The organism is Mesorhizobium sp. L103C131B0 (assembly GCF_000502275.1).
In the GTDB taxonomy this organism is placed as follows: Bacteria; Pseudomonadota; Alphaproteobacteria; order Rhizobiales; family Rhizobiaceae; genus Mesorhizobium.
On sequence record NZ_AYXC01000001.1, the window covers coordinates 100,171 to 125,970 of the forward strand.

26 protein-coding genes and 2 pseudogenes are annotated in these 25,800 nt (G+C 62.7%); 13 read left to right on the forward strand and 15 right to left on the reverse strand.

The genetic code is table 11. From position 1 onward, the window contains the following. Window positions 1-204: 204 nt before the first annotated feature. Window positions 205-405 carry a hypothetical protein gene (locus X730_RS163630; RefSeq protein ID WP_023748189.1) on the forward strand — a complete coding sequence of 67 codons (201 nt, stop codon included), beginning with the start codon at window positions 205-207 and terminating at the stop codon, window positions 403-405. A gap of 101 nt (window positions 406-506) precedes the next feature. On the opposite strand, the gene X730_RS163625 is transcribed toward X730_RS163630, so the two are convergent. Together X730_RS163625 and X730_RS163620 are read right to left on the reverse strand one after the other, a co-directional pair. Then, a complete protein-coding gene (locus X730_RS163625; RefSeq protein ID WP_023825329.1) occupies window positions 507-1,367 on the reverse strand; it encodes an EAL domain-containing protein in 861 nt (286 codons plus the stop codon). Continuing rightward, window positions 1,364-2,263 carry an EAL domain-containing protein gene (locus X730_RS163620; RefSeq protein ID WP_023683766.1) on the reverse strand — a complete coding sequence of 300 codons (900 nt, stop codon included), beginning with the start codon at window positions 2,261-2,263 and terminating at the stop codon, window positions 1,364-1,366. The genes X730_RS163625 and X730_RS163620 overlap by 4 nt, the downstream gene beginning before the upstream one ends. Before the next feature lie 275 nt (window positions 2,264-2,538). Between X730_RS163620 and X730_RS163615 the strand changes: the two genes are divergently transcribed. After that, window positions 2,539-3,741 (forward strand): pyridoxal phosphate-dependent aminotransferase, encoded by a 1,203-nt coding sequence (locus X730_RS163615; protein WP_023683765.1) that lies wholly within the window; start codon window positions 2,539-2,541, stop codon window positions 3,739-3,741. A 59-nt stretch (window positions 3,742-3,800) separates the two neighbouring features. Here X730_RS163615 and X730_RS163610 read toward each other — a convergent pair whose 3' ends face one another. Together X730_RS163610 and X730_RS163605 are read right to left on the reverse strand one after the other, a co-directional pair. Then, window positions 3,801-4,196 carry a cupin domain-containing protein gene (locus tag X730_RS163610; protein WP_023695758.1) on the reverse strand — a complete coding sequence of 132 codons (396 nt, stop codon included), beginning with the start codon at window positions 4,194-4,196 and terminating at the stop codon, window positions 3,801-3,803. Between the two features lie 48 nt (window positions 4,197-4,244). Further along, window positions 4,245-4,796 (reverse strand): isoprenylcysteine carboxylmethyltransferase family protein, encoded by a 552-nt coding sequence (locus tag X730_RS163605; RefSeq protein ID WP_023695759.1) that lies wholly within the window; start codon window positions 4,794-4,796, stop codon window positions 4,245-4,247. A gap of 148 nt (window positions 4,797-4,944) precedes the next feature. On the opposite strand from X730_RS163605, the gene X730_RS163600 reads away from it, so the two are divergent. The 3 genes and pseudogenes from X730_RS163600 (at window position 4,945) to X730_RS163595 (ending at window position 9,396) form a co-directional block, all read left to right on the forward strand. After that, window positions 4,945-5,805, forward strand: coding sequence for an alpha/beta hydrolase (locus X730_RS163600; protein ID WP_023825330.1), 861 nt, complete (start codon window positions 4,945-4,947; stop codon window positions 5,803-5,805). 246 nt (window positions 5,806-6,051) lie between these two features. Next, window positions 6,052-8,173, forward strand: a pseudogene (locus tag X730_RS01000000164085) (elongation factor G). A 725-nt stretch (window positions 8,174-8,898) separates the two neighbouring features. After that, window positions 8,899-9,396, forward strand: coding sequence for an isoprenylcysteine carboxylmethyltransferase family protein (locus X730_RS163595; protein ID WP_023671969.1), 498 nt, complete (start codon window positions 8,899-8,901; stop codon window positions 9,394-9,396). A gap of 22 nt (window positions 9,397-9,418) precedes the next feature. Here X730_RS163595 and X730_RS163590 read toward each other — a convergent pair whose 3' ends face one another. Continuing rightward, complete coding sequence (locus X730_RS163590; RefSeq protein ID WP_023671970.1) at window positions 9,419-10,315, reverse strand: LysR family transcriptional regulator; 897 nt, start codon at window positions 10,313-10,315, stop codon at window positions 9,419-9,421. 80 nt (window positions 10,316-10,395) lie between these two features. Further along, window positions 10,396-11,370 carry a thioredoxin-disulfide reductase gene (gene trxB, locus X730_RS163585; RefSeq protein ID WP_023671971.1) on the reverse strand — a complete coding sequence of 325 codons (975 nt, stop codon included), beginning with the start codon at window positions 11,368-11,370 and terminating at the stop codon, window positions 10,396-10,398. Window positions 11,371-11,625: 255 nt separating this feature from the next. Between trxB and X730_RS163580 the strand changes: the two genes are divergently transcribed. Further along, complete coding sequence (locus X730_RS163580; protein ID WP_023825331.1) at window positions 11,626-12,105, forward strand: Lrp/AsnC family transcriptional regulator; 480 nt, start codon at window positions 11,626-11,628, stop codon at window positions 12,103-12,105. A 419-nt stretch (window positions 12,106-12,524) separates the two neighbouring features. Here the strand turns inward: X730_RS163580 and X730_RS163575 are convergent, their stop codons facing one another. The 5 genes from X730_RS163575 to X730_RS163555 all read right to left on the reverse strand — a co-directional run bounded on the left by X730_RS163575 (window position 12,525) and on the right by X730_RS163555 (window position 17,189). Further along, the gene (locus X730_RS163575; protein ID WP_245261277.1) at window positions 12,525-13,505 is read right to left on the reverse strand and encodes a phosphodiester glycosidase family protein; all 981 of its coding nucleotides are present in this window, start codon (window positions 13,503-13,505) and stop codon (window positions 12,525-12,527) included. A gap of 206 nt (window positions 13,506-13,711) precedes the next feature. After that, entirely contained in the window at window positions 13,712-14,365 is a 654-nt protein-coding gene (locus tag X730_RS163570; protein WP_023728202.1) for an HAD family hydrolase, read from the reverse strand. Beyond that, entirely contained in the window at window positions 14,358-14,930 is a 573-nt protein-coding gene (locus tag X730_RS163565; RefSeq protein WP_023825333.1) for an SIS domain-containing protein, read from the reverse strand. Before X730_RS163565 ends, X730_RS163570 begins: the two co-directional genes overlap by 8 nt. Window positions 14,931-14,938: 8 nt before the next feature. Further along, entirely contained in the window at window positions 14,939-16,432 is a 1,494-nt protein-coding gene (gene rfaE1 / locus X730_RS163560; protein ID WP_023671976.1) for a D-glycero-beta-D-manno-heptose-7-phosphate kinase, read from the reverse strand. A 124-nt stretch (window positions 16,433-16,556) separates the two neighbouring features. Further along, complete coding sequence (locus X730_RS163555) at window positions 16,557-17,189, reverse strand: LysE family translocator (RefSeq protein WP_023825334.1); 633 nt, start codon at window positions 17,187-17,189, stop codon at window positions 16,557-16,559. 134 nt (window positions 17,190-17,323) lie between these two features. On the opposite strand from X730_RS163555, the gene rfaD reads away from it, so the two are divergent. The 3 genes from rfaD to waaC are packed head-to-tail and all read left to right on the forward strand — an operon-like array spanning window position 17,324 to window position 20,225. Next, complete coding sequence (gene rfaD, locus X730_RS163550) at window positions 17,324-18,274, forward strand: ADP-glyceromanno-heptose 6-epimerase (protein ID WP_023825335.1); 951 nt, start codon at window positions 17,324-17,326, stop codon at window positions 18,272-18,274. After that, window positions 18,247-19,254 (forward strand): lipopolysaccharide heptosyltransferase II, encoded by a 1,008-nt coding sequence (gene waaF / locus X730_RS163545; RefSeq protein ID WP_023695762.1) that lies wholly within the window; start codon window positions 18,247-18,249, stop codon window positions 19,252-19,254. Before rfaD ends, waaF begins: the two co-directional genes overlap by 28 nt. Beyond that, window positions 19,251-20,225 (forward strand): lipopolysaccharide heptosyltransferase I, encoded by a 975-nt coding sequence (gene waaC / locus X730_RS163540; protein WP_023825336.1) that lies wholly within the window; start codon window positions 19,251-19,253, stop codon window positions 20,223-20,225. The genes waaF and waaC overlap by 4 nt, the downstream gene beginning before the upstream one ends. A 24-nt stretch (window positions 20,226-20,249) precedes the next feature. Here the strand turns inward: waaC and greA are convergent, their stop codons facing one another. Together greA and X730_RS163530 are read right to left on the reverse strand one after the other, a co-directional pair. Then, window positions 20,250-20,723: a transcription elongation factor GreA gene (greA, locus tag X730_RS163535; protein ID WP_023671981.1), complete on the reverse strand. Its 474-nt coding sequence runs from the start codon at window positions 20,721-20,723 to the stop codon at window positions 20,250-20,252. Between the two features lie 288 nt (window positions 20,724-21,011). Further along, entirely contained in the window at window positions 21,012-21,548 is a 537-nt protein-coding gene (locus tag X730_RS163530) for a tetratricopeptide repeat protein (RefSeq protein ID WP_023741092.1), read from the reverse strand. Between the two features lie 229 nt (window positions 21,549-21,777). Between X730_RS163530 and X730_RS1000000168430 the strand changes: the two are divergent. Beyond that, a pseudogene (locus X730_RS1000000168430) lies at window positions 21,778-21,990 on the forward strand (hypothetical protein); the annotation flags it as partial. Here X730_RS1000000168430 and X730_RS1000000168025 read toward each other — a convergent pair. Beyond that, window positions 21,925-22,086 carry a hypothetical protein gene (locus X730_RS1000000168025; protein WP_196814780.1) on the reverse strand — a complete coding sequence of 54 codons (162 nt, stop codon included), beginning with the start codon at window positions 22,084-22,086 and terminating at the stop codon, window positions 21,925-21,927. The pseudogene X730_RS1000000168430 and the gene X730_RS1000000168025 sit on opposite strands and share 66 nt — an antisense overlap. A 79-nt stretch (window positions 22,087-22,165) precedes the next feature. Here X730_RS1000000168025 and X730_RS163525 point away from each other — a divergent pair, with 79 nt between their 5' ends. Continuing rightward, window positions 22,166-23,242, forward strand: a complete 1,077-nt coding sequence (locus X730_RS163525; protein WP_023825338.1) for an extensin family protein — start codon at window positions 22,166-22,168, stop codon at window positions 23,240-23,242. Window positions 23,243-23,374: 132 nt separating this feature from the next. Next, window positions 23,375-24,166 carry an extensin family protein gene (locus X730_RS163520; RefSeq protein WP_023695766.1) on the forward strand — a complete coding sequence of 264 codons (792 nt, stop codon included), beginning with the start codon at window positions 23,375-23,377 and terminating at the stop codon, window positions 24,164-24,166. A gap of 20 nt (window positions 24,167-24,186) precedes the next feature. Here X730_RS163520 and X730_RS163515 read toward each other — a convergent pair whose 3' ends face one another. After that, window positions 24,187-24,876, reverse strand: a complete 690-nt coding sequence (locus X730_RS163515) for a gamma-glutamylcyclotransferase (protein WP_245261278.1) — start codon at window positions 24,874-24,876, stop codon at window positions 24,187-24,189. 142 nt (window positions 24,877-25,018) lie between these two features. Here X730_RS163515 and X730_RS163510 point away from each other — a divergent pair, with 142 nt between their 5' ends. Next, window positions 25,019-25,732, forward strand: coding sequence for an LssY C-terminal domain-containing protein (locus X730_RS163510; protein WP_023825340.1), 714 nt, complete (start codon window positions 25,019-25,021; stop codon window positions 25,730-25,732). Window positions 25,733-25,800 lie beyond the last annotated feature (68 nt).

Below are 25,800 nucleotides of genomic sequence, written 5' to 3' on the forward strand. Positions count from 1 at the left end.
TCGGGGCGCGCGGCAAGTCACGGATGTACTGACGGTCGCGCGAGAAGCGCGCTGGAGCGGAAAGACCCGACAAGCTGGATCAGCAGATAGCTGCCGGCCCGGACTTAAAGCTTCGATCAGGCTACCGAAAATGGGAAGGCGGGATTTATCCCGCCTTTTTGTTTGTCTGGAATTGGACGATGGCCATGCTATTAGTTTCGCCCCATGACCAAGCTCGAACAGATTGAAAGATCCATCGCAGCCCTGAACACCACAGAACTAAAGGCCTTTGCCAAATGGTTCGCAGCGTATCAGGCAGAGGTGTGGGATATGCAGATCGAGGCGGACGCCAAGGCTGGCCGGCTGGATAAGTTTGCCGAGCAGGCTTTGGCTGAACTTCACGCGGGCCGAGTTCGCCCTCTTTGAATGCGCGCTACGGCCGAAGGCCGCAAGCCCAACCGGGCATCGCGCCCGTTGGCGTCCCGTCCGGAACGAGCCGCGAAGCGGCGGCAAGCGTGAGGACAAAATCAGCGCCGCAGATGCAGCGGCACCACCTTGTTGTCGGCGCCAAGCAGCGCCTCGATCGACAGCGGCTCCCGGTTGAAGATCGTGCCGGCCAGCGCCGGGCGGCCGAGATGGAACCCCTGTAGCAGGTCGACGCCGCCATCCAGCGCGACGCGCAGATGCACGGATTGCTCGATGCCTTCCACCAGCACCTTGGCGCCGCGATCGTGCAGCGACGAGACGAGCGGCCGGAAGAAGCGCTCGGCGGCAGCGTGGCGGCAGAATTCGGCGAACCAGCCGCCGTCGATCTTCACAATATCCGGTTGAAGCAGGCTCATCCGCTCCGCGGTCGAGTGGCCGGTGCCGAAATCGTCGATGGCGATGCGGATGCCGTGGCGCCGCATCTCGCGCACCAGCGGAGCCAGCACATTATCGTCGGCCGCCTGTTCGGTGATCTCGCAGACCAGCATGGCGGCATGCAGGTCGAGATCGCCGAGATGCCGCGTCATCAGCCGGATCTCGGCCAGCGCCCGCCCGAGATGATCGTTGATCATCGGGTTGTAATTGAAGAACAGGTCGAGCCCGTCGGCGCCGATGTTGCGGAAGTTTTTCAGATGCAGCATCCGGCACATCGTCTCGACAAACAGGCGGTCGCCCGGCGCAACACTGTCGAAGAACATGGCCGGTGCAACCGGCATGGAAGCGCGCTGCGGTTCGATCAGCGCCTCGACGGCAACCGCGGCCAACGCGCCGCCGCGTGGCGCAAAGATCGGCTGGTAGGCGCTCTTCAGCCGGAACGCGCCGTAGACGCCGTATTCGATGCCGACCTCGTCGGCAAAGATCGCTTCGCCGATATCGCGACGCCTCTCGCGCTGCCCGGTCATGGCCCGGTCCTGCGCCCGAACACCCTGCCCGGCCGCGCCGGAGGCGCTGCAGTCGGGCCGGCAGGCGTCTTGCCAGGCTCGGCCGCCGCGACAGACGGCTGCGTATCCTTGCCGAAAGCGCGAAAGCTGGTCGGCGCCAGTTCCGGCTTTGCCAGCACGAAGCCCTGCACCATCGATGCGCCGGATTTCTCGGCCAATTCAAGCTGCCAGCCTTCCTCGATGCCTTCGAACACCGTGCGGATGCCCTGTAGTTCGAAGTTCGTCACCATGGCAGTCAGCAGGGCAAAGCCGGCGCCGGATTCCATGAGCTGCGTGATCCAGTGCGCATCGAATTTGACGATGTCGGGCTTGAGCTCCTTGATGCGGTTGATGTCGGATTCATCGGCGCCGTAATCGTCGACGGCAATGCGAAAGCCATTGGCCCGCAGCGCCTCGACAAAGCTGTAGAGCGTTTCCTGCGACGCCGACTTCTGCTCGGTCACCTCGCACACGATGCGGCGCGGATCGATCCCGGCTTCGTGCAGCACCAGCCGCATGTCGCGCAGCGCGTTATCGGCGATGGAGCGCTCGGTAAACACCGACGGATCGAAATTGACGAAGATCGAAGCCTCTTGCGGCAGGCAGGCGCCGGCATTGAGCAAATGCAGCGTGCGCGTCAGCGCCTCGATATGCAGGCGGTCGCCGGCCGGACAGGTGCGGAAGAAGTTCATCGGCGATTGCGGCTCGCCGTCACGAAACGGCCGGATCAGCCCCTCGAACGCTGCGATCGAGAGCTTGCCGTCCTTGAAGGCGAAGATCGGCTGAAAGGCGCTCTGCAGCGTGTAGGGACCCCAGACACCTGAAGCGGTGCCGTCATCGTGACGGATGATGTGGGCAAGCCCGGTGCTGCGCGACAAGGGTCCCTCGCTCCGCGAGACAGGCGAAATGGCTGGCGATCCTGCCGTCAAAGGTTTTAGCGGCCGTTGATGAATTTAGTCTTGCCGGGGATAAGCCGTCGATTGCAGAGCCCGCAACTCAGAGTGAAACCGTCATGCACGCGCTCCAAAAAGGCATCTTCACAGGTCCTTGAGCCCTGGCTCATCCGACAATGCTTGCACTTGCCGAGTCGATGCGACATGAGAAGCGCCGCAGCTGTTTGCGGTTGCGCCGACCCCTCTGGAGATATCTGGTCATGGCCTTTCTTGCCGACGCCCTTGCCCGCGTAAAGCCTTCCGCCACCATCGCGGTGACGCAGAAAGCCCGCGAGCTGAAAAATGCCGGCCGCGACATTATCGGCCTCGGCGCTGGCGAACCGGATTTCGACACGCCCGACAACATCAAGAATGCGGCGATCGAGGCGATCCGCCGCGGCGAGACCAAATACCCGCCGGTTTCGGGCATCGCGCCGCTGCGAGAGGCGATCGCGAAAAAATTCAAGCGCGAGAACAATCTCGACTACAAGCCCGAGCAGACCATTGTCGGCACCGGCGGCAAGCAGATCCTGTTCAACGCCTTCATGGCGACGCTGAACCCAGGCGACGAGGTCATCATCCCCCGCCCCTATTGGGTCAGCTATCCCGAAATGGTGGCGATCTGCGGCGGCACCTCGGTGTTCGCCGATACTTCGATCGACAATGGTTTCAAGCTGACTCCCGCCGTGCTGGAAAAGGCGATCACGCCGAAGACCAAATGGCTGTTGATGAACTCGCCGTCGAACCCGTCCGGCGCCGCATACACGGAAGCCGAGCTGCGCGCGCTGGCCGACGTGCTCTTGAAGCATCCGCATGTCTGGACACTGACCGACGACATGTACGAACACCTGACCTATGGCGACTTCGTCTTCAGGACGATCGCCGAGGTCGAGCCGAAACTCTACGAGCGCACGCTGACCATGAACGGCGTCTCGAAAGCCTACGCCATGACCGGCTGGCGCATCGGCTATGCCGCGGGTCCCGTCCAGCTGATCAAGGCGATGGACATGATCCAGGGCCAGCAGACCTCGGGCGCCTGCACCATCGCGCAATGGGCCTCGGTCGAGGCGCTCAACGGCCCGCAGGATTTCGTCGCCAGGAACAAGGCGATCTTTCAGGGCCGTCGCGACCTCGTCGTGTCGATGCTCAACCAGGCGCGCGGCATAACCTGCCCGTCGCCGGAAGGCGCCTTCTATGTCTACCCGTCCTGTGCCCAGCTGATTGGCAAGAAGACCAAAGCCGGCAAGATAATCGACACCGACGAGACTTTCTGCTCCGAATTGCTCGAAGGCGAGGGTGTCGCAGTGGTGTTCGGCTCGGCCTTCGGCCTCGGCCCCAACTTCCGGATCTCCTACGCCACGTCGGAGACGCTGCTGGAGGAAGCCTGCACCCGCATCCAGCGGTTCACGGCATCGCTGACCTGAACTGGCGGCACCGAGACATGAAACCCGGCTTCGAGCCGGGTTTTTGTCAGGAGCAGACCTCAGCCGCCATACTGCTCGCTGGTGACCGCTTCCATCCAATCTGCGTGGACGCCGTCCAGCGCTTCCTGCATGGCGACGTGGGTCATTGTCGTCTTTGGACCCGCGCCGTGCCAGTGCTTCTCGCCCGGCTCGAACGAGATCACGTCGCCCGCCTTGATCTGCTGGATCGGCCCGCCCCATGTCTGCGCAAGGCCGGCGCCCGACGTGACATAGAGCGTTTGGCCGAGCGGATGCGTGTGCCAGTGGGTACGCGCGCCAGGCTCGAAGCTGACCAGCGTGGCCCGCAGCCGCGCCGGCGCTTCCTTCTCGATGATGGGCGTCTGCAGCACGCGGCCAGTGAAATACTTCTCCGGTGCGATGAGGGTCGGCACGCTGCCGCAGGCAATGATCTTCATCTCTGGTGACCCCTAAGTTTGGCAGAACCTACCCTGCCCCGGTGCCGGCTACCACCCCAGCCGGGGCCAGAACAGGCCGGCACGTACGCGATAGTCCGCGTAGGCTCCGGCCAGCGGCGTGCGCGAAAATTTCTTCTCTTCGTCCAGCGCCGCAAACACATAGAGGATAGCGATCCCGGCGACCGGCACCACCGCCCAGACCGACCAGATCGCGATCCCCCACCCGATCCAGAAGACGATGTAGGACGTATAGAAGGGGTGGCGGACATGGCCGTAGGGGCCGTCGGTCAGCAGGCTGTGCGGATCGTCGGGTGCGAAGGCGAAGCGCAACCGCGCCTTGCGCGACGTGACAATCGCCCACCAGAACAGGGCAGAGCTCGCCAGTTCGACGGCAAGTCCGGTGAGCTTTGCCGAACCCGGCTGCGATTGGATCCAAAGGATGGCGAGAAAGAACAGCGCCGTGGCGATGACCGCCGCCGAAATCACCATGGCGCCTGGAGACATCGCCTGCGATTGGAAATGCGCCCGCATCGACCAGACATACTGGCCAAGCGTCGCGATGCTGCAGATCGAGACAAGAAGATCGAGGACTGGTTCCATTGTCGGGATTCCGCGGGTGGTTGCCATGGAGCCGGAGGTTCGTGCCGGCTATCTCTTTAGAAATCGTTTCTTAACCACATGTTTAAAGAACATATAGAGCCAGCGATGCGATGTTGGCGGTCAGGCAAATCTCAAGGTCTAATCCAGCATGAGCATCACTCACCGCACCATCCGCACGCCGCAGGCCGACTTGCGCCTCAGCCAGTCGTCTGGGTCCGGCATGCCCATCGTCATGATCCATGGCTCGGGCAGTTCGCGCGCCGTGTTTGCCCGTCAGTTCGATAGCCCGCTTGCCGACGCCCATCGGCTGATCGCCTTCGACCTTCCCGGCCACGGCGAGTCCTCCGATGCCCGCGACCCGGCGACCGCCTATACGATTACCGGCCTTGCCCAGACCACAGCCCGGCTTCTCGACGCTTTGGGCATCGGCCACGCCATCATCTTCGGCTGGTCGCTCGGCGGCCATGTGGCGGTCGAACTGGCCAGCTTTCACCATGCGGTCAGCGGCCTGGTGCTGACCGGAGCGCCGCCGGTGTCGCGGGGGCCGCTTGGCATGCTGCGCGGCTTTCACGCCAACTGGGACATGCTGCTCGCCTCCAAGAAGGTCTACTCCGAACGCGACATCGAGCGTTTTGAGGCTCTGTGCTACGGCGACACCGCCAGTCCGTCTTTCCGCGAAGCCATCAGGCGCACCGACGGCCGGCTTCGCGCCGGCGTGGCGCGCTCCATGTTTGCGGGCAAGGGCGCCGACCAGAAACAGGTGGTCGAGCACGCCCCGTTCCCGGTTGCGGTGATCAATGGAGAGCATGATCCGCTGGTGCGGCTGAGTTACTTCGAGACGGTGGCCTATGGCTCGCTGTGGGAACAATGCCATGTCATACCAGGCGCCGGCCATGCGCCCTTCTGGGAACGTCCGGACCTGTTCAACCCGTTGCTGTCGCGCTACGCCGAGATGGTGGTGAAGCAGAGTGCAGCCGCCACGCCCACGCGCCGCACTCAGGCAAGCTGAAATCGCCCGACGGTTCTGATCCCCGGGTCTTGCCTCGGCCGCCTGACGGCGGCGCGATTTCTATTTTCCTTGCCCTGCCGGCTAACCCGTGGGACGATGGGCTTGGGCAGGTGGCTAAGAGAAACAACCCCGCCCCGCGACGGTCGAACAGGCCGGCCGCCGCTCACGACAGGGTGCGATCGGCGCAAAACCGTTTCCACTTTTGCTGATCGCACTCCAAGGGCCAAGCCTGAGTGGAGGTCAGCCATGGGTACTCGCGCCGGAGGACGACGCACGGGACCGAAATGCATTGCCATAGTCGGTCCCTTTGCAAGCGGTAAGACGACACTTCTCGAAGCCATCCTCGCCCGTACGGGCGCCATCCCCCGCCAAAATCCCGTTTCATCGGGAAGCACCGTTTCCGATCATTCGCCCGAGGCGCGGGCGCACGCCATGAGCGTCGAGGCGACCTTTGCCACCACCGAATTCATGGGCGAGCAGATCACCTTCGTCGACTGTCCCGGATCGATCGAATTCTCCTTCGAGGCCGAGCCGGTGCTGGCAGCCTGCGATCTCGCGGTGGTCGTCGCCGAGGCCGACGAGAAGAAGATCCCAGCCTTGCAGCTCATCATGCGCAAGCTCGACGATCTCGGCGTGCCGCGCATCCTGTTCCTCAACAAGGTCGACAAGGCAATCGCCGGCGTACGCGATACGCTGAAGATGCTGCAGCCGGCGAGCGCGGCGCCGCTGTTGCTGCGCCAGATTCCGCTGCGCAAGGACAATGTGGTGATCGGTTCCATCGACCTGGCGCTAGAGCGCGCCTACATCTACCGCGAATATGCCGAAAGCCAGGTTGCCGAAATTCCAACTGACGACAAGGCGCGCGAACTGGAGGCTCGCTTCTCCATGCTGGAGACGCTTGCCGACCATGACGACCAGTTGATGGAGCAGTTGCTGGAGGAGATCGAGCCGCCGAAAGACGCGGTCTTCGACGATCTGTCCGCCGACCTGCGCGCCGGCGCCATAACGCCGGTGCTTATCGGCACCGCCGAAAAAGGCAACGGCGTGCTGCGCCTTTTGAAGGCGATCCGCCATGACGCACCGGATGTCGAGGCGACGCGCAAACGGCTCGGCGTCCTCGACGGCAATCACACCGTGGTCCAGGTGATGAAGACCATCCACACCGCGCATGGCGGCAAGCTGTCCGTGTCGCGCGTACTCTCCGGCCAGATCGCCGATGCAGCCGAACTCTATTTGTCGAATGGCGAGACGGCGAAGGTCTCCGGCATCTACAAGATGCTCGGCAAGGACCAGTCCAAGCTCACCGCTGCCAAGGCNGACGGCGAAGGTCTCCGGCATCTACAAGATGCTCGGCAAGGACCAGTCCAAGCTCACCGCTGCCAAGGCCGGCGACACGGTGGCGTTGGGCAAGCTGGACGAGGTCAAGACCGGCCAGACGTTGAGTTCCACGAAGGGCGGTATCAAGCCGCTGGTCACGCTTACGCCGCCGCAGCCGGTCTTTGCCTTTGCGCTACGGCCGAAGGAGCGCAAGGACGAGGTCAAAATGTCGGCGGCCATCCAGCGCCTGGCCGAGGAAGATCCCTCGCTCACCTTGCGCCACAACCAGGACTCGGCCGAGACCGTGCTGTCCGGCCATGGCGAGATGCATCTGCGGGTCGTGCGCGAGCGGCTGGAAGGCAAGAATCAGATTCCGGTCGAAGGCCATGCGCCTGCCGTCCCCTATCGCGAGACGATCCGAAAGACGGTGCAGCAGCGCGGCCGCCACAAGAAGCAGTCCGGCGGCCATGGCCAGTTCGGCGATGTGGTGATCGAGATCAAGCCGCTGCCGCGCGGCTCCGGCTTTCAGTTCTCGGACACCATCACCGGCGGCGTCGTGCCCAAGACCTACATCCAGTCGGTCGAAACCGGCGTGCGCGATTATCTGAAATCCGGCCCGCTCGGCTTCCCTGTCGTCGATGTCGCCGTCAACCTCTCCGACGGCTCCTACCACGCCGTCGATTCCTCCGACATGGCTTTCCAGATGGCGGCCAAGCTGGCCATGAAGGAAGGCATGGCGGCCTGCTCGCCGGTGCTGCTCGAGCCGGTCATGAAGGTCGAGATCGTCACGCCGTCCGAAGCCACTTCGAAGATCATCGCGCTGATCCCGCAACGGCGCGGCCAGATCCTTGGCTACGACGCGCGGCCTGACTGGCCGGGATGGGATGTCGTGGAGGCGACCATGCCGCAGGCCGAGATCGGCGACCTGATCATCGAACTGCGCTCGGCGACCTCCGGCGTCGCCAGCTATCGTTGCGCCTTCGATCACATGGCCGAGCTGACCGGTCGGTTGGCCGACGAGGCGATGAACGCCAACGGCAAGGCTGCCTGACAGGCCGAAGGATGATCCGCACAAAAAACGGCGCCCGGATGACCCGGACGCCGCTCTTATTGCGGACCGTCTTCTTGGGAGGAAAACGGCAGGTCCGCCGCACGTATCCGCCGCGCCATGCGGCACTGACAGACGAATAGGTTCGGACGCGGTAGCCGCCTGAGCCCGGATCTTCCGAGTGATGCCCCCATCTCCCGGTCGAACCACACCGCGTCCTATGATCTGCTTAAACGATGAATCGCGCCTGCGGCATGTTACCTGAGGTTACATGTCACTGTTACGCGGCGATTTTGCTCGATTTTTCGCTGGCTACGGCAGGCCCGGAAACAAAAAAGCCGGATCAATGAAGATCCGGCTGAGTTTGATTGGAAGTGCCTGTTAAGGCTAACCTCCAGAGGGGAACACTCGAGGGCGCTAATGGGAGGAGAACGCGCCCAGGAGATGATCTATATATGTGCTGTTCATGCCCAAGAAACAAGCATCTATTTTGCAACACACGCATGCAAAAAGGTACAGGCTGTGGTCTAACCCATGTCTAGGGGCCATAGGACCACGAAAAGTTGCCAAATGAATGGCGCGACCGTGCGGTTGCCTTCGCAGAACCGCAAGTCGGGCTGATTCTCGCGCTCGCGGGCAAAAAGCCGAATGACGTTGAATCGGGCAGCAGGCGTTTATTTTTGCGGCAGCGGGATGGGAAGGGTCGGCCGGAAGAAGGGAGACCTGACATGCGGACACCCCAGGCGATCGCCGGCAGCGCGGTCTTCTTCATCGCCGCACCTTGTGTCGTGGCCGGGCTGGTGCCCTGGCTGCTGACGGACCGCTACCGTCTGCCGCTGTCGACGGTGCCCGGCTTCGTGCCGGCTGGCTCCATCCTAATCGTCGCGGCCATCGCCCTGCTCGTCCATTCCTTTGCCCGCTTCGCGCTCGAAGGCATGGGCACGCCGGCGCCTGTAGCACCCACCGAGAGACTGGTGATCGGCGGCGTCTACCGCCATGTCCGCAACCCGATGTACGTCGCCGTGCTGTCGATCATCCTCGGCCAGGCGTTGCTGTTTTCAAGCTGGAGCGTCGCTGCCTATGCCGCCATCGGCGCGATCGTCATGGGCTCTTTCGTCAGGTTCTATGAGGAGCCGACTCTCGCCCGCCGCTACGGTGGCGAATACGAGACCTACCGCCGCAATGTTCCCGGCTGGCTGCCACGGCTGACGCCTTGGCGGGGGTGACCAGCACCTCCCAAGGGCATGTTTAAAATGACCAGCTGCGCGCTTTGGCGATGATGAAGTCGCGGAAGACGTGCAGCTTGGCCTGGTTCTTCATTGCATCGGGATAGGCGAAATAGGTGTCGAAGGACGGCACCTCGGTCTCCGGCAAAAGCTGCACCAAATCCGATTCCTTGGAGATCACGTAGTCGGGCAGCATGGCGATGCCGGCGCCGCCCTGCACGGCGCGCTTGATCGACAAGATGTCGTTGATCTGCAGCGTCGGCACCCTTTGCCCACCGTCGAAATCGCCGATCGTTTCCAGCCAGTTCAGCTCCGACAGATGCGACGGCACCGGCACACCGAAAGTGACGATGCGATGGTTCTTCAGATCGGCGACCGAGGTCGGCTTGCCGTGCTTGCCGACATAGGACGGCGAGGCATAGAGGTGGAAATGCACGGTGAACAGGCGGCGCTGGATAAGGTCGGGCTGCTGCGGCTGGCGCAGCCGTATCGCGCAGTCGGCCTGGCGCATGGTGAGGTCGAGTTCCTCATTGGCCAGGATCAGCTGCAGGCTGATTTCCGGATAGAGCTCGATGAATTCCTGCACCCGCTCGGTCAGCCAGCCGGCGCCGAGCCCGACCGTGGTCGTTACCCTCAGCACGCCTGAGGGACGGTCCTTGGCCTCGGTCAGCTTCGACTTGATGGTCTCCAGCTTCATCAGCACGTCATGCGCCGTGCGGAACAGCATTTCGCCCTGCTCGGTCAGCACCAGGCCGCGGGCATGGCGATTGAACAGCGGCACCCCGACATCATGTTCGAGCGCGCTGACCTGGCGTGAAATCGCCGATTGCGACAGGTGCAAAGTCTCGGCGGCATGGGTAAACGACCCAGCCTCCGCCGCTGCGTGAAACACGCGAAGCTTGTCCCAGTCCAACGCCATTGAGTTCCCCTCGTTCTGTTTTTGGCGTCTGAATGAAAAATCAGGCTTTTGAACGGCTTGCGACGCCGTCTTGATAGATTTTATTCCGCCGCTTCGCGGTGCACCTCGATGCCGGCCAGGTATTTTTCCGCCTCGAGCGCGGCCATGCAGCCGAGCCCGGCGGCGGTCACCGCCTGACGGTAGATATCGTCGGTCACGTCACCGGCGGCGAACACGCCGGGCACATCGGTGCGGGTCGAATTCGGCGCCGTCCACAGATAGCCGTTCGGCTTCTGCTTCAGCTTGCCGACAAACAATTCCACCGCCGGCGCATGGCCGATCGCCACGAACACGCCGTCCACCTGGAGATGGCTGACCTCGCCGGTCATCGCATTTCTGAGCTTCAGCCCTTCGACCGAAGGCGGCAGCGGCGTCTTGCCGGGCCGGCCGGTGATCTCGTCGACGATCGTGTCCCAGATGACTCGGACATTGTCCTTTTTCAACAGCCGCTCACGCAGGATGCGCTCGGCGCGGAAATCGTTGCGCCGGTGGATGACGGTCACGCTCTTCGCCAGATTGGAGAGATAGAGCGCCTCCTCCACCGCCGAATTGCCGCCGCCGATGACAGCGACATCCTTGCCGCGATAGAAAAAACCATCGCAGGTGGCGCAGGCCGACACGCCGAAGCCCATGAAGGTTTGTTCGGTGGGGATGCCCAGCCACTTCGCCTGCGCACCGGTGGCGATGATCAGCGCATCGGCCGTGTAGGTGGTGCCGGAATCGCCCGTGGCGCGGAACGGCCGCACATTGAGGTCGACCTCGGTGATGATGTCGTTGACGATGTCAGTGCCGACATGCTCGGCCTGCTTCAGCATCTGCTCCATCAGCCACGGGCCCTGGATCGGATCGGCGAAGCCCGGATAGTTTTCGACATCGGTGGTGATCATCAGCTGGCCGCCCTGCTGCAGGCCGGCGACGAGCATCGGCTTCAGCATGGCGCGCGCGGCGTAGACCGCCGCCGTATAGCCGGCCGGGCCGGAACCGATGATAAGGACAGGCGCGTGCTTGGTGGTCATCTAAAGCCTCTGCGGGGCGGACAATCGAGTGTGCCTTGGAAAAAGACGTGAAACGGTGCTGGTAATGTAAGGGTTGCCAACCACACCAGCAAGACGATCAGGCCGTCGTCCCCGGAAAGCTTCGGCCCACAGGCTTATTCGCGCAATGGCCGCTTCCGTTACGGTCGCAAAATCGCCCGACCAAGGGCTGGCATCGCCACAAAAGTCGTTTAAGGACGAGATCGCGAAAGATTCTTGCGCTAAGCCGAGACCGCCATGCCCCTGAAAGCCGACCTCGACGCCATCGACTGGAAGATTCTGCGCGAGCTTCAGGCCGACGGGCGCATGACCAATGTCGAACTGTCGAGCCGCGTCGGCATTTCCGCGCCGCCCTGCCTGCGCCGTGTCCGGCGGCTGGAGGAAACCGGCATCATCAAAGGCTATCGCGCCTTGCTCAACGCGCCGGCGCTCGGCATGGATGTCGTCGCCTTCTGCCTGATCGGCCTGCATCACCAGGCCGACGCGGAGCTCAAAGCTTTCGCCGAGCGCACTCGCGGCTGGCCGATCGTGCGCGACGCCTGGATGGTCTCGGGCGAATCCGACTTCCTGCTGCATTGCGTGGCGAGCGATCTCGGCACGTTCCAGACCTTCGTCATTGAAGAACTGGCCTCGGCCCCCAATGTCGACACGGTGCGCACCGCGCTGACCATCCGCCGCGTCAAGGACGAAGGGCTGGTGGCGTTCAGCGCCTCATAAGCGAGATTAACTTCGAAAAAGCATGTGCGACGCCGACCAAGACATACCCCAACAGACACACTGCTACCTCTCCGACAACTGGCAAAAGAATGAAGCCGTCGCCAGGGCCGGGGCTCTCACCAGGGGACATCTCCGGCAAAGCTAAAAAGCCTAGCAAAATAGGTGAGCAGCAAGCCAGACGAATGTGATGACATGCGGCAACCATTTGAGACGGAAAATGTTTGTTGACGCGAGAAACGCCGCGCCGATCACAATTATGTTGACGACGAATATGAGCCAGAAAGCGAATTCTGGCGCCGAAATCGTAGGGTATTCCGGGTCAGATTGCGTGAACATGAGCGGCCAAGGTTGAATATGCCATCCGGTTTCAGCTACGGAATCGGGAGTACTTTGACCCACCCTGCCAAGGGCAGGATCTGCTACCTGCGCTCCACCGTGAGAACAACAGGCAATCCCCAGGGCACATCTAGCGGTGCTTGAAGCAGTGAGACGTCGCCATCTGCGACCTGGGCTTCCCACTTGGCATAGTGTTTCAACCGGTAGTTCCCGGAGCGGACGCTGAGGCAGGCAACAGGCCCGCCATCGAGGTTTAGCGCCGTCTTGAGATCGAGGTCGGTCTGCAACAGGAAGTTTGCTAGCCGGTCCAGCGAGAAGAAAGCGTCCTTGGTCGAACCGACGATGATCCAGCCCTGACGATCTTCCGCGATAAAGGTGCGGTTGGCCAACCAGTTGCTCTTGGCGCGTACATTGTTGCGGCCGTCCTCACCGACAAGCAATGGATAGGAAACCATAGCGTTTTCGGCATTCTCCGTGACTGCGCGCCAGTCACGTGAATTGAGATCGACCACATGCGTGCCGGAGGCATTCACGAACCAGGCGCCGGCCTTCGCATCGTATTCATCCGGCCCGAGCCTCGCACCCATGCTGACAAAGGGCGTGTCGGCTTCGCCCTTCAGTCCGAAATAACTGCCATTGACGATCAGAACGGTGCCGCCTGTGCCTTGTGGATTGAGTGCCGCTTCCCACTGGTCGATGTCCTTGGCACCACTGGGCTCGTTACGGGCAACGAAACGGAATTTGGCTGGATCGAAACGGTTGAGATAGAGCCGGTCAATTTCACGGTCGCCCGCCATGACGGGGATTTCTCTGACCTGAAATCCAGGCTCGGTTTCATTCCATGAGCTGGCTCCAGCGGTCACATCAGGAATTTCCGATTTCAACGCAAGCTGCATGGCAGGCGAGAGACGCGCATCGTCGGGTGCAACGGCGATCCAGTAGCTTCCGCCGCGGCGAAGAAGTGCATTGAGCCCATACACGCCGTGTTTTTGCCAGACATACCCTATGGCTGACAGCACAACCAATGCCGATAAGACAACGGCAACAGAGATTGCTTTCTTCAATGAATTCCCCTCGTTCTTCGATGGAATGACATCTGCAAATTTCTTGCTTGAATGATGTCTGATCTCTGCAGTTTTTCCGCAAAAGAGCGTGGTGCTTTCCTGGGGAATAGCGTCAAAGCAAAGAAATGGATCGGCTCGCCGTTTCTGCGAAACGGTGAAACGCTCAAGCTAACCCATTGAGATTGCGTCGCAACAGATCCGGAAAGCTAAATCAGTCTCGATCCGAGCGACTCGACAGCCCTCAAAAGCCCTTCCAGATCATCGGGGTTGCGCAGCGGCAGAACCTCGAAGCCCGGCTCATTACTTCCCTCGCCATCCACCAGCCAGCCGCGCGGCAGGCCGGCACGTTGTCCGGCCTGCATATCCGCGGGATTGTCGCCGACGATCAGCGAGCGTTTGAGATCGAGGCCGAGGCGCTGCCGGGACTGTAGCAGCATGCCCGGATTGGGCTTGCGCATCGGATGGTCGGCGACCGCCAGCGGACCGCTGCCCGCCTCGTGGTACGCACAGGCCAGAACCATGTCGACGAAGGCATCGCCGGCGGCAAGCAGCTTGAGAACCCGGCCGTTGACCGCGGCAAATTCCTTCCAGCCGAAATAGCCGCGCGCGACGCCTGACTGGTTGGTGACGATGACCACCGGGATGTTGCCCCGGTTGGCGGCGGCGATGACCGGCACGATGCTGTCGCGCAGCGCCATTTTGGCTGGATCGTCGGGATAGCCGGTGTCGACATTGATGGTGCCGTCGCGGTCGAGGAACAGCGCCGGCGCGTTGGCTGGAAACACCCGCGAACCTACCCGCTCAACCCACAGGCCGGGCTCAGCCAGCGGGTATGGACCGTAGGCCCCGGTGTCAGCCATTCGACAGACGGTCTTCCACCATCTCGCAGAGATAGTGGTAGAGGCAGAGATGTCCCTGCTGGATGATCGGCGTCGAGGTCGAGGGCACGTTGAGCAGTATGTCGGTGAGCGGCTTGAGTTTGCCACCGCTGTCGCCGGTGAGGCTGACCACCGTCATGCCCATCATCCGAGCCTGTTCGGCGGCAGCCAGAATGCTCGGCGAATTGCCGCTGGTCGAGATGGCAAGCAGCACGCCGCCGGGCGCGCCATGCGCCTCGACCTGGCGCGAAAACACGGTGTCGAAGCCATAGTCATTGCCCCAGGCGGTCAGCATGCCCGCGTTGGCCGGCAGCGCAATCACATTGTAGGCCTTGCGCTCCTTAAGGAAGCGGCCGACCAGTTCGGTGGCAATGTGGATGGCGTCGCTGGCCGAGCCGCCATTGCCGCAGACCAGCAGCGCCTTGCCCGAGGAAAGCGCGGCGACGACCGCACTCACAGCACGTTCCATCTCGGCGGTCAGGTCACGCTCGACTGTCGCGGTGATCGCGGCCGCCGAGCGGACCAGATAGTCATTCAGTCCGGACATGAAATCCCTCAGTTGGTACCGCCGCCGGCGCGCAATTTGCCGATCGTGCCGGTGGTGCTCTTGCCGGCGACAAGGTCGACCAGGACGACGCGCCCGCCCGCCTTCTGCACCACATCGGCGCCGACAACGGTTTCGACCGTGTAGTCGGCGCCCTTGACCAGAATGTCGGGCAGAAGCGCCTCGATCAGCGCCAGCGGCGTATCCTCTTCGAACACCACGACCGCATCGACCGAGGCCAGGGCGGCGAGCACGCAGGCACGATCATGCTGATCGTTGACGGGGCGCCCGGCGCCTTTCAGCCGACGCACCGAGGCATCGCTGTTGAGGCCGAGCACCAGCCGGTCGCACTGGCTGCGCGCCGCGTGGAGAAGACTGACATGGCCGGCATGCAATATATCGAAGCAGCCATTGGTGAAGCCGACGCTCAGGCCCTCGTCCTTCCACGCCGCCACCATGCGCGCGGCCGATGCGGCATCGAGGATGGCGTCCTTATGGGCGGTGGGGCCGTGCGAGCGGAACAGCGCGCCGGTGAGTTCCTCCACGGTCAGCCGCGCGGTGCCGCGTTTGCCCACCACCACACCGCCGGCGGCATTGGCGATGGAGGCGGCCATGACGCGATCGGCGCCCGCGGCCAGAGCCAGCGCGAAGCTCGCGATTACCGTATCGCCGGCGCCCGAAACGTCGAACACTTCGCGCGCCTGGGTGGCGATGTGGCGCGCCTCATCCGCGCCGACGACGCTCATGCCCTTTTCGCTGCGGGTGGCGACGACGAAGTCGAAGCCATGTGCCGAAATCAGCTGGCGTGCCGCCGCGACGATCTCGTCGTCGGCGAAAACCGGGCGACCGACAGCTTCGCCAAGCTCCTTGCGGTTGGGCGTGATGGCGGTCGCGCCGGCATAGCGCGCATAGTCGCGGCCCTTGGGATCGACCAGCACCGGTTTTCCCGCCTCGCGGCAGATGGCGATCAGGTCGGCGGCGACGCCGTCGAGCAAGATGCCCTTGCCATAGTCGGACAGAATGACGATGTCGGCGCGCGTGAGTGCGGCGCGAAAATGCCGGACCAGGTCCGCCCGTTCCTTGTCGTCGAGCGGCTTGATCTCTTCCTCATCGAAGCGCAGCACCTGCTGATTGAGCGCGCTGAAGCGGCTCTTCGACGACGTCATGCGACCGCGCTCCTGCGCCATATCAGCCGTATCGGCGCCGAGTTCGCGCAGCATGCGCACCAGATTGTCGCCGGCCACATCGGTGCCGATCACCGATATGGGAATAGCGCTGGCACCCAGCGAGACGATGTTGGCGACAACGTTGCCTGCGCCGCCCATCGTCGAGGTCTCGCCGCGCCCGTGCAGCACCGGGATCGGCGCTTCCGGCGAGATGCGCTCGATGACGCCGTTGACGAAACGGTCGAGGATGAAGTCGCCGACCACCAGCACGGCAACGTCGCCAAAGCGGGCAATGGCGCGGTGCAAAGGTTCGGGCGAAGGCGGATTGTGCTTGATCATGTCACTGGCAATGCGAGGGAAAGGCCGACCTCAATCACGCTGAAAATTGTCAATTTACGGGCCGGATCGTTCATGGCGAAGCCGATATACCGCAAATCCGCGCAGCGCAACGTCAGGGCGGCCGTCAGCTCTTCTGCAACGCGACGTGGACGCCCAGTCCGACCAGCACCGCCCCGCCCGCCCGCTGCATGATGCGCTGCGCACGGCTGGAGCGCTTCAGCCGGGCGATCACCATGCCTGCCAGCAACACGCAGACAATATCTGCCGAAGAGAACATTAAATTGACGATGGTGCCCAGCACGACGAATTGCAGCCACACCGGGAACCCCGCCGAGGCATCGATGAACTGTGGCAGGAACGCCATGAAGAAGATCGCCGTCTTCGGATTGAGCACTTCGACGGTGATGCTCTCGAAAAATGCCCGGCGCGCCGATTTGCGCTCGATCGCCGGCAGCGCCGTGTCACCGTCCCCGCGCTTGCGGAACAAGGACACGCCAAGCCAGATCAGATAGAGCGCGCCGATGAGCTTGACCGCCATGTAGAGCGGCGGCACCGCATGGAAGAGCAGCGACAGCCCGGCGGCAGCCGCAAAGACATGGAAATAACCGCCAAGATGGATGCCAAGTGCCGCCGTCAGCCCCGACCAGCGCCCGCGCGCCATGGTCTGCGCGGCGGCATAGAGCATCGCCGGTCCTGGAATATAGGCAAAGATCGCCGTGGTGGCGAAAAACGCAATGAGCAGTTCGGTCGACGGCATTTTTTGTCCCCTAGCTTGCGGGCCTCGAATAAAGCGGGCCGCTTCGCGGTCTCACTGTGGCGTCGTGGTGCTTCATCGACAGTACGCTTGGCCTCCCTTATAAGGACCGGAATCGCAAGCAACCAGAGGCATTCATGATCATCGTCACGGGCGGGGCCGGCATGATCGGCTCCAACATCGTCGCCGCACTCAATGCCGAAGGCCATGATGACATCCTCGTCGTCGACGACCTCACCGACGGCCACAAGATCGCCAACCTGGCCGATTTGCAGATAGCCGACTATCTCGACAAGGACGAATTCTTGGCCACCTTGGAAGCCGGCGACCTAGTCCGCGTCGAGGCCGTCTTCCACCAGGGCGCCTGCTCGACCACCACGGAATGGAACGGCAAGTTCATGATGGACGTGAACTACGCCTTCTCAAAGCGCTTGCTGCATGGCTGTCTTTCGCTGCGCATACCGTTCCTCTATGCCTCCTCGGCTTCCGTCTACGGCGGCGGTTCGGAGTTTCGCGAGGACCCCGCACTTGAGCGGCCGCTCAACGTCTACGCCTATTCGAAGAAACTATTCGACGACTATGTCAGGCGCACTGTGTTCGACACCGATCATTCGCAGGTCGCCGGCCTGCGCTACTTCAACGTCTATGGCCCGCGCGAGGCGCACAAGGGCGCCATGGCCTCGGTCGCCTTCCATCTGTTCAATCAGGTCGGGCGCGGCGAAAACCCAAAGCTGTTCGGCGCCCATGACGGCTTCGGCCCCGGCGAACAAAGCCGCGACTTCATTCATGTCGGCGATGTCGCCGACGTCAATCTGTGGCTGTGGAAGCGCGGCTCGAGCGGCATCTTCAACTGCGGCACCGGCCGCGCCCAGCCGTTCCGCGCCATTGCCGAGACCGTGATCGATACGCTGGGCAAGGGCGAGATCGAGTTCATCGAATTCCCCGATCACCTCAAGGGCAGCTACCAGAGCTTTACCCAGGCTGATATGTCCCGCTTGCGCGCAGCCGGCTATAATGGGCAATTCCGCAGCGTGGAAACCGGCGTCAGAGACTATGTCGAATGGCTGAAAGCCCAACGATCCTCGTGATCGGCCCACGCTGGGTGGGCGATATGGTCATGGCGCAGTGCCTGTTTTCAGCGCTGAAGGACGTCCATCCCAACGCCGCCATCGACGTGCTGGCCCCGGCCTGGGCGGCCCCGCTGGTCAAGCGCATGCCCGAGATTCGCCAGCAGATCGATTTCCCGCTGCAACCGGGCGCGCTCGAATTCACCATTCGCCGCCGCTTCGGCCGCCTGCTGCGCGGCCGCTACGACATGGCCTACGTCCTGCCGGGCAGCTGGAAATCGGCGCTGATCCCGTTCTTTGCCCGCATCCCCCGCCGCTTCGGCAATCTCCGGGAAATGCGCTACGGCCTGCTGACCGACATCGTGCCGCTGCCCGATGCCGTCAAACGGCGCACCGCGCAGGCCTATTTTGGCCTCGCCCAAGGCGGACATTTCCGGCCGCCGCGGCTCACCGTCGACGCCGGCAATCAGAAAGATCTGCTCGCTCGCTTCGCAGTGCAGCCGGGAAAATTCGTCGCCATGATGCCCGGCGCCGAATTCGGTCCGGCCAAACGCTGGCCTAGCGAAAGCTATGCCGGCCTCGCCGGAGAGATGATGGCGAAAGGATTCAAGGTCGCGTTGTTCGGCTCGAAGAACGATCGCGACGTCACCGCCGAGATCGCAGCACTCGCGCCCGGTGTCGTCGATCTGGCAGGAAAGACGCGGCTGGAGGACGCCATCGACCTGATCGCCGCGGCCAGGCTGGCGGTGTCCAACGACAGCGGGCTGATGCATGTCGCGGCCGCCGTCGGCACGCCGGTCGTTGCCGTCTACGGTTCGACCTCGCCGGAAAACACGCCGCCCTTGGCTGAACAGCGCGAACTGATCTGGTTGCATCTGTCCTGTTCGCCCTGCCACCGGAAGGTCTGTCCGCTCGGCCACCTCAACTGCCTGAAGACGCTGGACGTTGCCCGAGTGGCAGCGGCGGCGGACAGGTTGCTGGAACTCCCGGCCGCCGCATGAAGGTGTTGATCGTCAAGACCTCCTCGATGGGCGACGTCATCCACACCTTCCCCGCCGTCGAAGATGCACGCCGCAAACGCCCCGATATCGCCTTCGACTGGTGCGTCGAAGAAGCCTTTGCCGGCATCGTCGCGCTGCATCCGGCGATAGCAAAGATCCATACCGTCGCCATCCGGCGCTGGCGCAAGCATCTGTTCAACGCCGGCACATGGCGGGAGGCGACAAGCTTGCGCCGCGCTCTGCAAGCAGGCGAGTACGACCTCGTCATCGATGCGCAGGGGCTGCTGAAATCGGCCCTGGTGGCGAAACAGGCAGCGGCACCAATCGCAGGTTTCGACCGCGCGAGCGCGCGGGAGCCCTCGGCAACGTTGTTTTACCAGCGCAAATACGCCGTGCCGCGCAACCTGCACGCCATCGAACGCACGCGCCGGCTGTTCGGGCTGGCGCTCGGCTACGAGCCCGACCTTTCGACCCTGGCATCCGGGATTGTGCCGCCTCCGGGCCGCCTGGCCGGCATCGACGGCAAGACGGCCTTCCTGCTGCACGGCACCAGCCGCGAAGACAAGAAATGGCCCGCCGAAGACTGGATCGAAACCGCTCGCCTGCTGGTTGGTACCGGAATGACGCCGGTCACCACCTGGTCGAACGAGCGTGAGAAGGCGGTCGCCGAGGCAATCGCGAAAGCCGTGCCGTCAACGATCGTGGTGCCGAGATCGCCGCTGGCAGACATTGCCGCGATCCTTGGCCGCTCGACGCTGGTTATCGGCGCCGACACCGGTCTGACCCACCTCGCCAGCGCCTTCGGCCTGCCGACGGTCGCGGTGTTCCTGGCGACCGAGCCGGGTTTGACCGGCCCGCGCGGGCAATATGCCTCAACGTTGCTGGCCGCATCGGGGGAGCGCCTAACGCCGGCGAAGGTGGTGGCGGAAGCTAAGAAGCAACTGGCGCTCAAATCACGAGCACCAGCCTAGAGCCTTTCAGAAGTATCTGAGGTGCTAGATAAATTGCACCTGGACGATCTCATAACCCCTGGCGCCGCCAGGCGCGTTGACCTCGATGGCGTCGCCGACTTCCTTGCCGATCAGCGCGCGCGCGATCGGCGATGAGATCGAGATACGGCCCGATTTCACGTCCGCTTCCTGATCGCCGACAATCTGGTAGGTCTTCTTTTCCTCGGTGTCCTCGTCGACCAGCACCACCGTGGCGCCGAACTTGACCTTGTCGCCGCTAAGCTTGGTGACGTCGATCACCTCGGCCCGAGCAATATAGTCTTCCAGTTCGTTGACACGGCCCTCATTGAGGCTCTGCGCCTCTTTAGCGGCATGATACTCGGCATTTTCGGACAGGTCGCCATGCGAGCGCGCTTCGGAGATCGCCTCGATGATGCGCGGCCGCTCCTCCTGCTGGCGCCAACGCAGCTCTTCCTTCAATGACGCGAACCCCTCGCCTGTCATCGGGACCTTGTTCATGATGCCTGACCTTTCCTGCCGCCACCCCCGCATTTCGGGGAAAGCCTTGTCGATGGGTATAAAAAGAAAACGGGTCCGGCAGCCTCGGGCTAACGGAACCGTTTCACCGCAATTTTCCCCAATATAGCGATCCTCGCGCGTTTTTCACGCTGAAAAAGCAGGCTTTTTGAAAAATCATGAGCCGATTGTCCAATTGTCGTTACGGCACGTGCAGCGTGTTGCAGTTGCGACAACAAAAAACCGACTGCGATTGCTCGCAGCCGGCCCAGAGAAGCCGTTGGGGTGGGGTCAGCTTCTCATGAAATGGTAGATCTGTTCGGCCAGCATGCCGTATTCGCGGGAACCTTTGCCGGTCCGCTTCTCGATCTCGGCCAGCTGCGCCTGGGCGCCGGCCAGGTCGCCGATCTGCAGATGGGCCTCGCCGAGATATTCGCGCACCAGCGTGTAATCCGGGTTGATGCGCAGCGCTTCCTCGTAATAGCCGAGGCCGACGGTGACACGGCCGGAATGGCGATGCGAATAGCCGAGATAGTTGAGGATGCGCGGATCCTGCTTGTTGGCGGCAAGGCTGAGCACGGCGATCGCCTCATCATAACGCCCGGCCATGGCCAGGTCGTGACCAGCATCGTAGATGTTGTCGTCGTCCAGCATGCCGTACTTCGGCGCGACGCATTTCTGCTTTTTCTTGTCCCAGACCTGCCCCTTCTTGCACTGGGTGGTGGTCTCGGTACCACCGCCACCGCCGCCGGCCGCAAACACCGGAACCGCAAAGAACTGCAGCGCGACAAGCGCCGCAGCCGCCTGGATCAACACTCTTTTATGCATCGAAGCCTCCTTGAGGGATAATGACGATCTTGAGGGAAAATGACGATAATGAAAAGCTAACGCCGGGATGCAGACTTTTCATCCCGGAAACCCGCAGCCGCCGAAACTATTTGTGCGGCCGTGCCTAACCTGAATTCGGTCAAAGGCGGGAGCCAGGGATCAGAACATGACGTGACGCGCGCTGCAAATCCGCTATCATTCGGGAAATGATCAGCGGGGGTGCCCGAGAGTGCAACAGCGCCGTGAGCGGGAATGGGAGCTATCGATCGGCCCGGACACCGTGCGCCTGTTCATTCTCAAGGCAAAGGGACTGAGTGCTGCCGTCAACGAAGACTATGCCGACGGTGCCGAGCATGAGGTCGAGCTCGATGGTGAATCACATGCCAATCACCACCATGACGGTCTGGCGGAGGAAAGCGCGGAAGACCTCACCGAGGAAGAGGGCCGCAGGCAACCTCCGGGCGCTCGCGCCGTTGAGGACGATGGGGTCTGTTGTACTTTCCCGAACATGCAGGGTTGCACTGGTCATGGTCGTCACGGCTCTGCTGCTGACGCCCCTGCTGACGCAAGCCGACGCCAAACAGCGCAAGAAGCATTACACGCCGCTGTCACAGCGGTTGGAGCAGCTGTTTTCACCGCGGGTCGACTCGCATCCTAAGCCGCGCAGCAAGCACCGCCAGAAGCCCAGTCCAAAGCGGCACATCACGCCAAAGCAGGTGGAACAAAAGACCCCGGATAAAAAGCCCTCGCCCGCCGATGTTCCGGTGCAGCCCTCGCGCGTTGTCCCGCTGCCCGAGGCGCGTCCTTCAGAGGCGCCGAAGACCGGCGCAGCACCGATCGAAAAGCAAAAGGCCGAAGGTCCGAACCCCCTTGGCGCGCCCAAACGGTCCAATGACGATCGATTCAACGAAGAAAAGTCCGGTTTTAAAAAGCAGGCGCGGCCCGGACCGTCAGCTCCGAAGCCGTCGACCGATAGGCAAAGCGAGCCCGAGCCGCCGGCCGCGGCGCCGATTCCGACACAAAAGCCAGACACTTCGGAACCTGAAGCTCAGCCGCCGGCCGTTGCTCCGCAACCACCTGAAAAACCCGATGCCGGCGACAAGAAGATGCTGCCCGATGCGCGCTCGGCCGATTTGCCCGATGCAAAAATGCCGGCGGCGGAAGCCGCCTGTCGCGAGCGGCTGACGGCCCTTGGTGTCGAATTCGAGGAGCATAAGGCGGAAAGCAATCCCGACATCGGCTGCTCGATCCCCTATCCCCTGGTGCTGAAGTCGCTCGGAAAATCCATCGCCATCGGCCCCGCGACCGAACTCAACTGCCCGATGGCCGAGGCTGCAGCCCGCTTTGCCGCCGAAATCATACAGCCGGCGGCGAAAGCCGAGTTCGGAGCCGACCTGAAATCGATCAACCAGGCATCGGCCTTTGTCTGCCGGCCGCGCAACGGCACGCGCCATCTGTCGGAACATGCCTTCGGCAACGCGCTCGATATTGCCAGCTTCACGTTGTCAGATGGCAGAAAGGTCGAAGTCGGTCCAACGCCGCCCGAGAAGGACGGCAAATTCCTCAATGCGGTGCGCAAGGCCGCCTGCGGACCGTTCAAGACCGTGCTTGGACCGGGCGCGGACCCGGACCATTCCCTGCATTTCCATCTCGATCTCGAACCGCGCCGGAATGGTGGCACTTTCTGCCAGTGATGGCCCTTCAGTGATCGTCATGCCGGTGATGGTCTGGCTGCCGCATTTCGGCCGCAGGCATGAACGGGAACGCTGAGTTTTCCTTTACCCTTGATCGTTAAAATCCCACCGATCAAGGACAGGATTCCGCCCATGGCCGCAATATTTCGCGCCGCGAAGGCAAAAAGCGCAGCGATACTGGCCGCCGGTCTTGCGCTGGCCGCCGTTTCGGCTTGCAACACTGGCAGCGTGCTGTCGCTGCAGCCGGCCGTCGATGTCGGCTCGCAGACCGCGGCCGTGCCGCAATATGAAGGCATGCAGAAGCTCGTCCCGTCCAATCCCTATATGACTGCCGCCTATCCGCACATGGACGAGCCGATGTCGGAGTCGGAGCCGCAGCAGATGCCGGCCAGCGAAACCGATTGCCGTGGCGAGCTGAAGCGGCTTCGCGTCGTCTACACCGATGTCCAGCCGATCCACGAGGGACAGTGCGGCATAGACTGGCCGGTCAAGGTCTCCGCCATCGGCGGCATCCAGATGAAGCCCGCCGCAACATTGACCTGCGACATGGCCGCAAGTTTCGCCGCCTGGACCAGCAACGAACTGGTTCCCTCCGCCCGCTGGCGCTATTTCTCGGGCGTCAAGACCATCCACCAGGGCTCAAGCTATTCCTGCCGCAACATCGCCGGCGAAGGTGTCCTGTCCGAGCACGGCAAGGGCAACGCCCTCGACGTCATGAGCATCGAGCTCAACAACGGCGACGACATCGACGTGCGCAAGCCCGGCCTGTTTGCCTTCCGCACCCGCGGCTTCCTCAACAATGTGCGTGCCGACGGCTGCCAGTATTTCACCACCGTGCTCGGTCCCGGCTACAATTACGATCACCGCAACCATTTCCATTTCGACATCAAGAACCGCAAAAGCGGCTACCGCGCCTGCCGCTAAGGCGTTTCACCGTTCAGAAATCAGTCGGGATTGGCGTTCCTGGTGGAAGCGATGATTTGCTGGGCCACCAGATCCTGGATGCGCCAAAGGTTCCTGTCGCGGATACCGCTCTCTTCCAACTTGCTGATGGTTCGGAACAGGTATTGAGCCGACGAGCCCCAATGCCCGGCAGCCCGCGCCAGCGTGTCGGCAACCTGCTCCAATGGCAGCCGGCCGGCATAGGCCCTGCCGTCTGGCGCGGCGACGAAAGCCAAGGCCCGCAACGGCCCATCCTTGGTCTTGACCTTGATCCAGCATGGCACGTTAGTCGGCGGATTGGCATCGATCTCGCGGCGCATCAACTGGCCAAGTTGCCCGACATGGTCTTCCGCGGGCAGCCGATAGACGATGCCGTTGCAGCTGCCGCCTCGATCGAGCGCCAGCATCAGCGCCGGCAAATCACGGGTTCCGCGCCAACGGGTCAGCGTCAGGCAGAACGAGCGGTGCCATCCTGGCGCCGTGGCCGGGCGCTGCTCGACATGGGCAAATTCGGGGTTCCAGATCAGCGACCCGTAGGCAAAGACCCATAGCGCTTCAGGCCGATGCTCCGACAGAAGTTGCTCGACAAGACTATCGAACTCCGCGTCTGTATGCTCGGTTGTTCCGGGCTCGGGACCCGGATCCGGTTCGACACGCTCGACCCTTGCGACAAGGTCCGCGGTCAATGCCATCGAGCTGCGACCCACCGGCTTCTTATCCATTCCTGCTCACCCCCCGCAAAAACGATGGCCGACGATAGAACGGCTGCTCGCCGCTGGCCATTGATTTCCAGGGTCCGTCAGGCACAGATACCGCACGGATCGAGCCGCTTTCATGAGCCGACGAAGCCTGCAACGACGCGCATTGACCTGGCTCGCCGCTCTTCTGGCGGTCTGGCTGGCCCTCGCCTATGTCGCTGCGCCGGAATTCTGGACGGTTCGCGACCGCGGCTTTCGCACGCAGACTTTCGAGATGGTGACACACACGCCGCAAGGCATTCCGGGCGACCCGATCAATATCGGCCTTGTCGGTACCGAAAAAGAGATGGTCCATGCCTTCGCCATGGCCGGATGGGATACGGCCGATGGCGTGACGCTAAAGACCGCGATCGAAATCGGTGAGAGCGTGCTGTTCGATCATCCCTATCCTGACGCCCCGGTCAGCCGGCTGCTGTTCGAAGGCCGCGCCCAGGATCTCGCCTTCGAAAAGCCGGTCGGCGGCAGCGCCGACCGGCGCCATCATGTCCGCTTCTGGCGCAGCGATGCGACCGGCGACGACGGCCGAACGCTCTGGATGGGCTCGGCCAGCTTCGACCGCGGCGTTGGTCTCAGCCACGATACCGGCGCCATCACCCACCATATCGCCCCTGACATCGACGCCGAGCGCGATCTCGTGATCCACGACCTGTCGGCGGCCGGCATGGTGATCNTGATCTCGGTGAGCGACATCCCGGGCATCGGCGCCACCAGGACCGGACGCAACGGCGGCGGCGATCCCTATTTCACCGACGGCAAGGTTGTTGTCGGGGTGCTCAGGCAATTCCCCTGAACCACTGTCATTTTCCAAAAATCATCGCGGACTATTTTCCTGCGGCCCGCCGCAATGCTATTGAGCCC

Bases quoted from the DNA above. Each gene is read 5' to 3' on its own strand.
- X730_RS163630 (WP_023748189.1), top strand. From the start codon at position 205: ATGACCAAGCTCGAACAGATTGAAAGATCCATCGCAGCCCTGAACACC.
- X730_RS163625 (WP_023825329.1), bottom strand. From the start codon at position 1,367: ATGACCGGGCAGCGCGAGAGGCGTCGCGATATCGGCGAAGCGATCTTT.
- X730_RS163615 (WP_023683765.1), top strand. From the start codon at position 2,539: ATGGCCTTTCTTGCCGACGCCCTTGCCCGCGTAAAGCCTTCCGCCACC.
- X730_RS163610 (WP_023695758.1), bottom strand. From the start codon at position 4,196: ATGAAGATCATTGCCTGCGGCAGCGTGCCGACCCTCATCGCACCGGAG.
- X730_RS163605 (WP_023695759.1), bottom strand. From the start codon at position 4,796: ATGGAACCAGTCCTCGATCTTCTTGTCTCGATCTGCAGCATCGCGACG.
- X730_RS163600 (WP_023825330.1), top strand. From the start codon at position 4,945: ATGAGCATCACTCACCGCACCATCCGCACGCCGCAGGCCGACTTGCGC.
- X730_RS163595 (WP_023671969.1), top strand. From the start codon at position 8,899: ATGCGGACACCCCAGGCGATCGCCGGCAGCGCGGTCTTCTTCATCGCC.
- X730_RS163590 (WP_023671970.1), bottom strand. From the start codon at position 10,315: ATGGCGTTGGACTGGGACAAGCTTCGCGTGTTTCACGCAGCGGCGGAG.
- trxB (WP_023671971.1), bottom strand. From the start codon at position 11,370: ATGACCACCAAGCACGCGCCTGTCCTTATCATCGGTTCCGGCCCGGCC.
- X730_RS163580 (WP_023825331.1), top strand. From the start codon at position 11,626: ATGCCCCTGAAAGCCGACCTCGACGCCATCGACTGGAAGATTCTGCGC.
- X730_RS163570 (WP_023728202.1), bottom strand. From the start codon at position 14,365: ATGGCTGACACCGGGGCCTACGGTCCATACCCGCTGGCTGAGCCCGGC.
- X730_RS163565 (WP_023825333.1), bottom strand. From the start codon at position 14,930: ATGTCCGGACTGAATGACTATCTGGTCCGCTCGGCGGCCGCGATCACC.
- rfaE1 (WP_023671976.1), bottom strand. From the start codon at position 16,432: ATGATCAAGCACAATCCGCCTTCGCCCGAACCTTTGCACCGCGCCATT.
- X730_RS163555 (WP_023825334.1), bottom strand. From the start codon at position 17,189: ATGCCGTCGACCGAACTGCTCATTGCGTTTTTCGCCACCACGGCGATC.
- rfaD (WP_023825335.1), top strand. From the start codon at position 17,324: ATGATCATCGTCACGGGCGGGGCCGGCATGATCGGCTCCAACATCGTC.
- waaF (WP_023695762.1), top strand. From the start codon at position 18,247: ATGGCTGAAAGCCCAACGATCCTCGTGATCGGCCCACGCTGGGTGGGC.
- waaC (WP_023825336.1), top strand. From the start codon at position 19,251: ATGAAGGTGTTGATCGTCAAGACCTCCTCGATGGGCGACGTCATCCAC.
- greA (WP_023671981.1), bottom strand. From the start codon at position 20,723: ATGAACAAGGTCCCGATGACAGGCGAGGGGTTCGCGTCATTGAAGGAA.
- X730_RS163530 (WP_023741092.1), bottom strand. From the start codon at position 21,548: ATGCATAAAAGAGTGTTGATCCAGGCGGCTGCGGCGCTTGTCGCGCTG.
- X730_RS163520 (WP_023695766.1), top strand. From the start codon at position 23,375: ATGGCCGCAATATTTCGCGCCGCGAAGGCAAAAAGCGCAGCGATACTG.
- X730_RS163515 (WP_245261278.1), bottom strand. From the start codon at position 24,876: ATGGCATTGACCGCGGACCTTGTCGCAAGGGTCGAGCGTGTCGAACCG.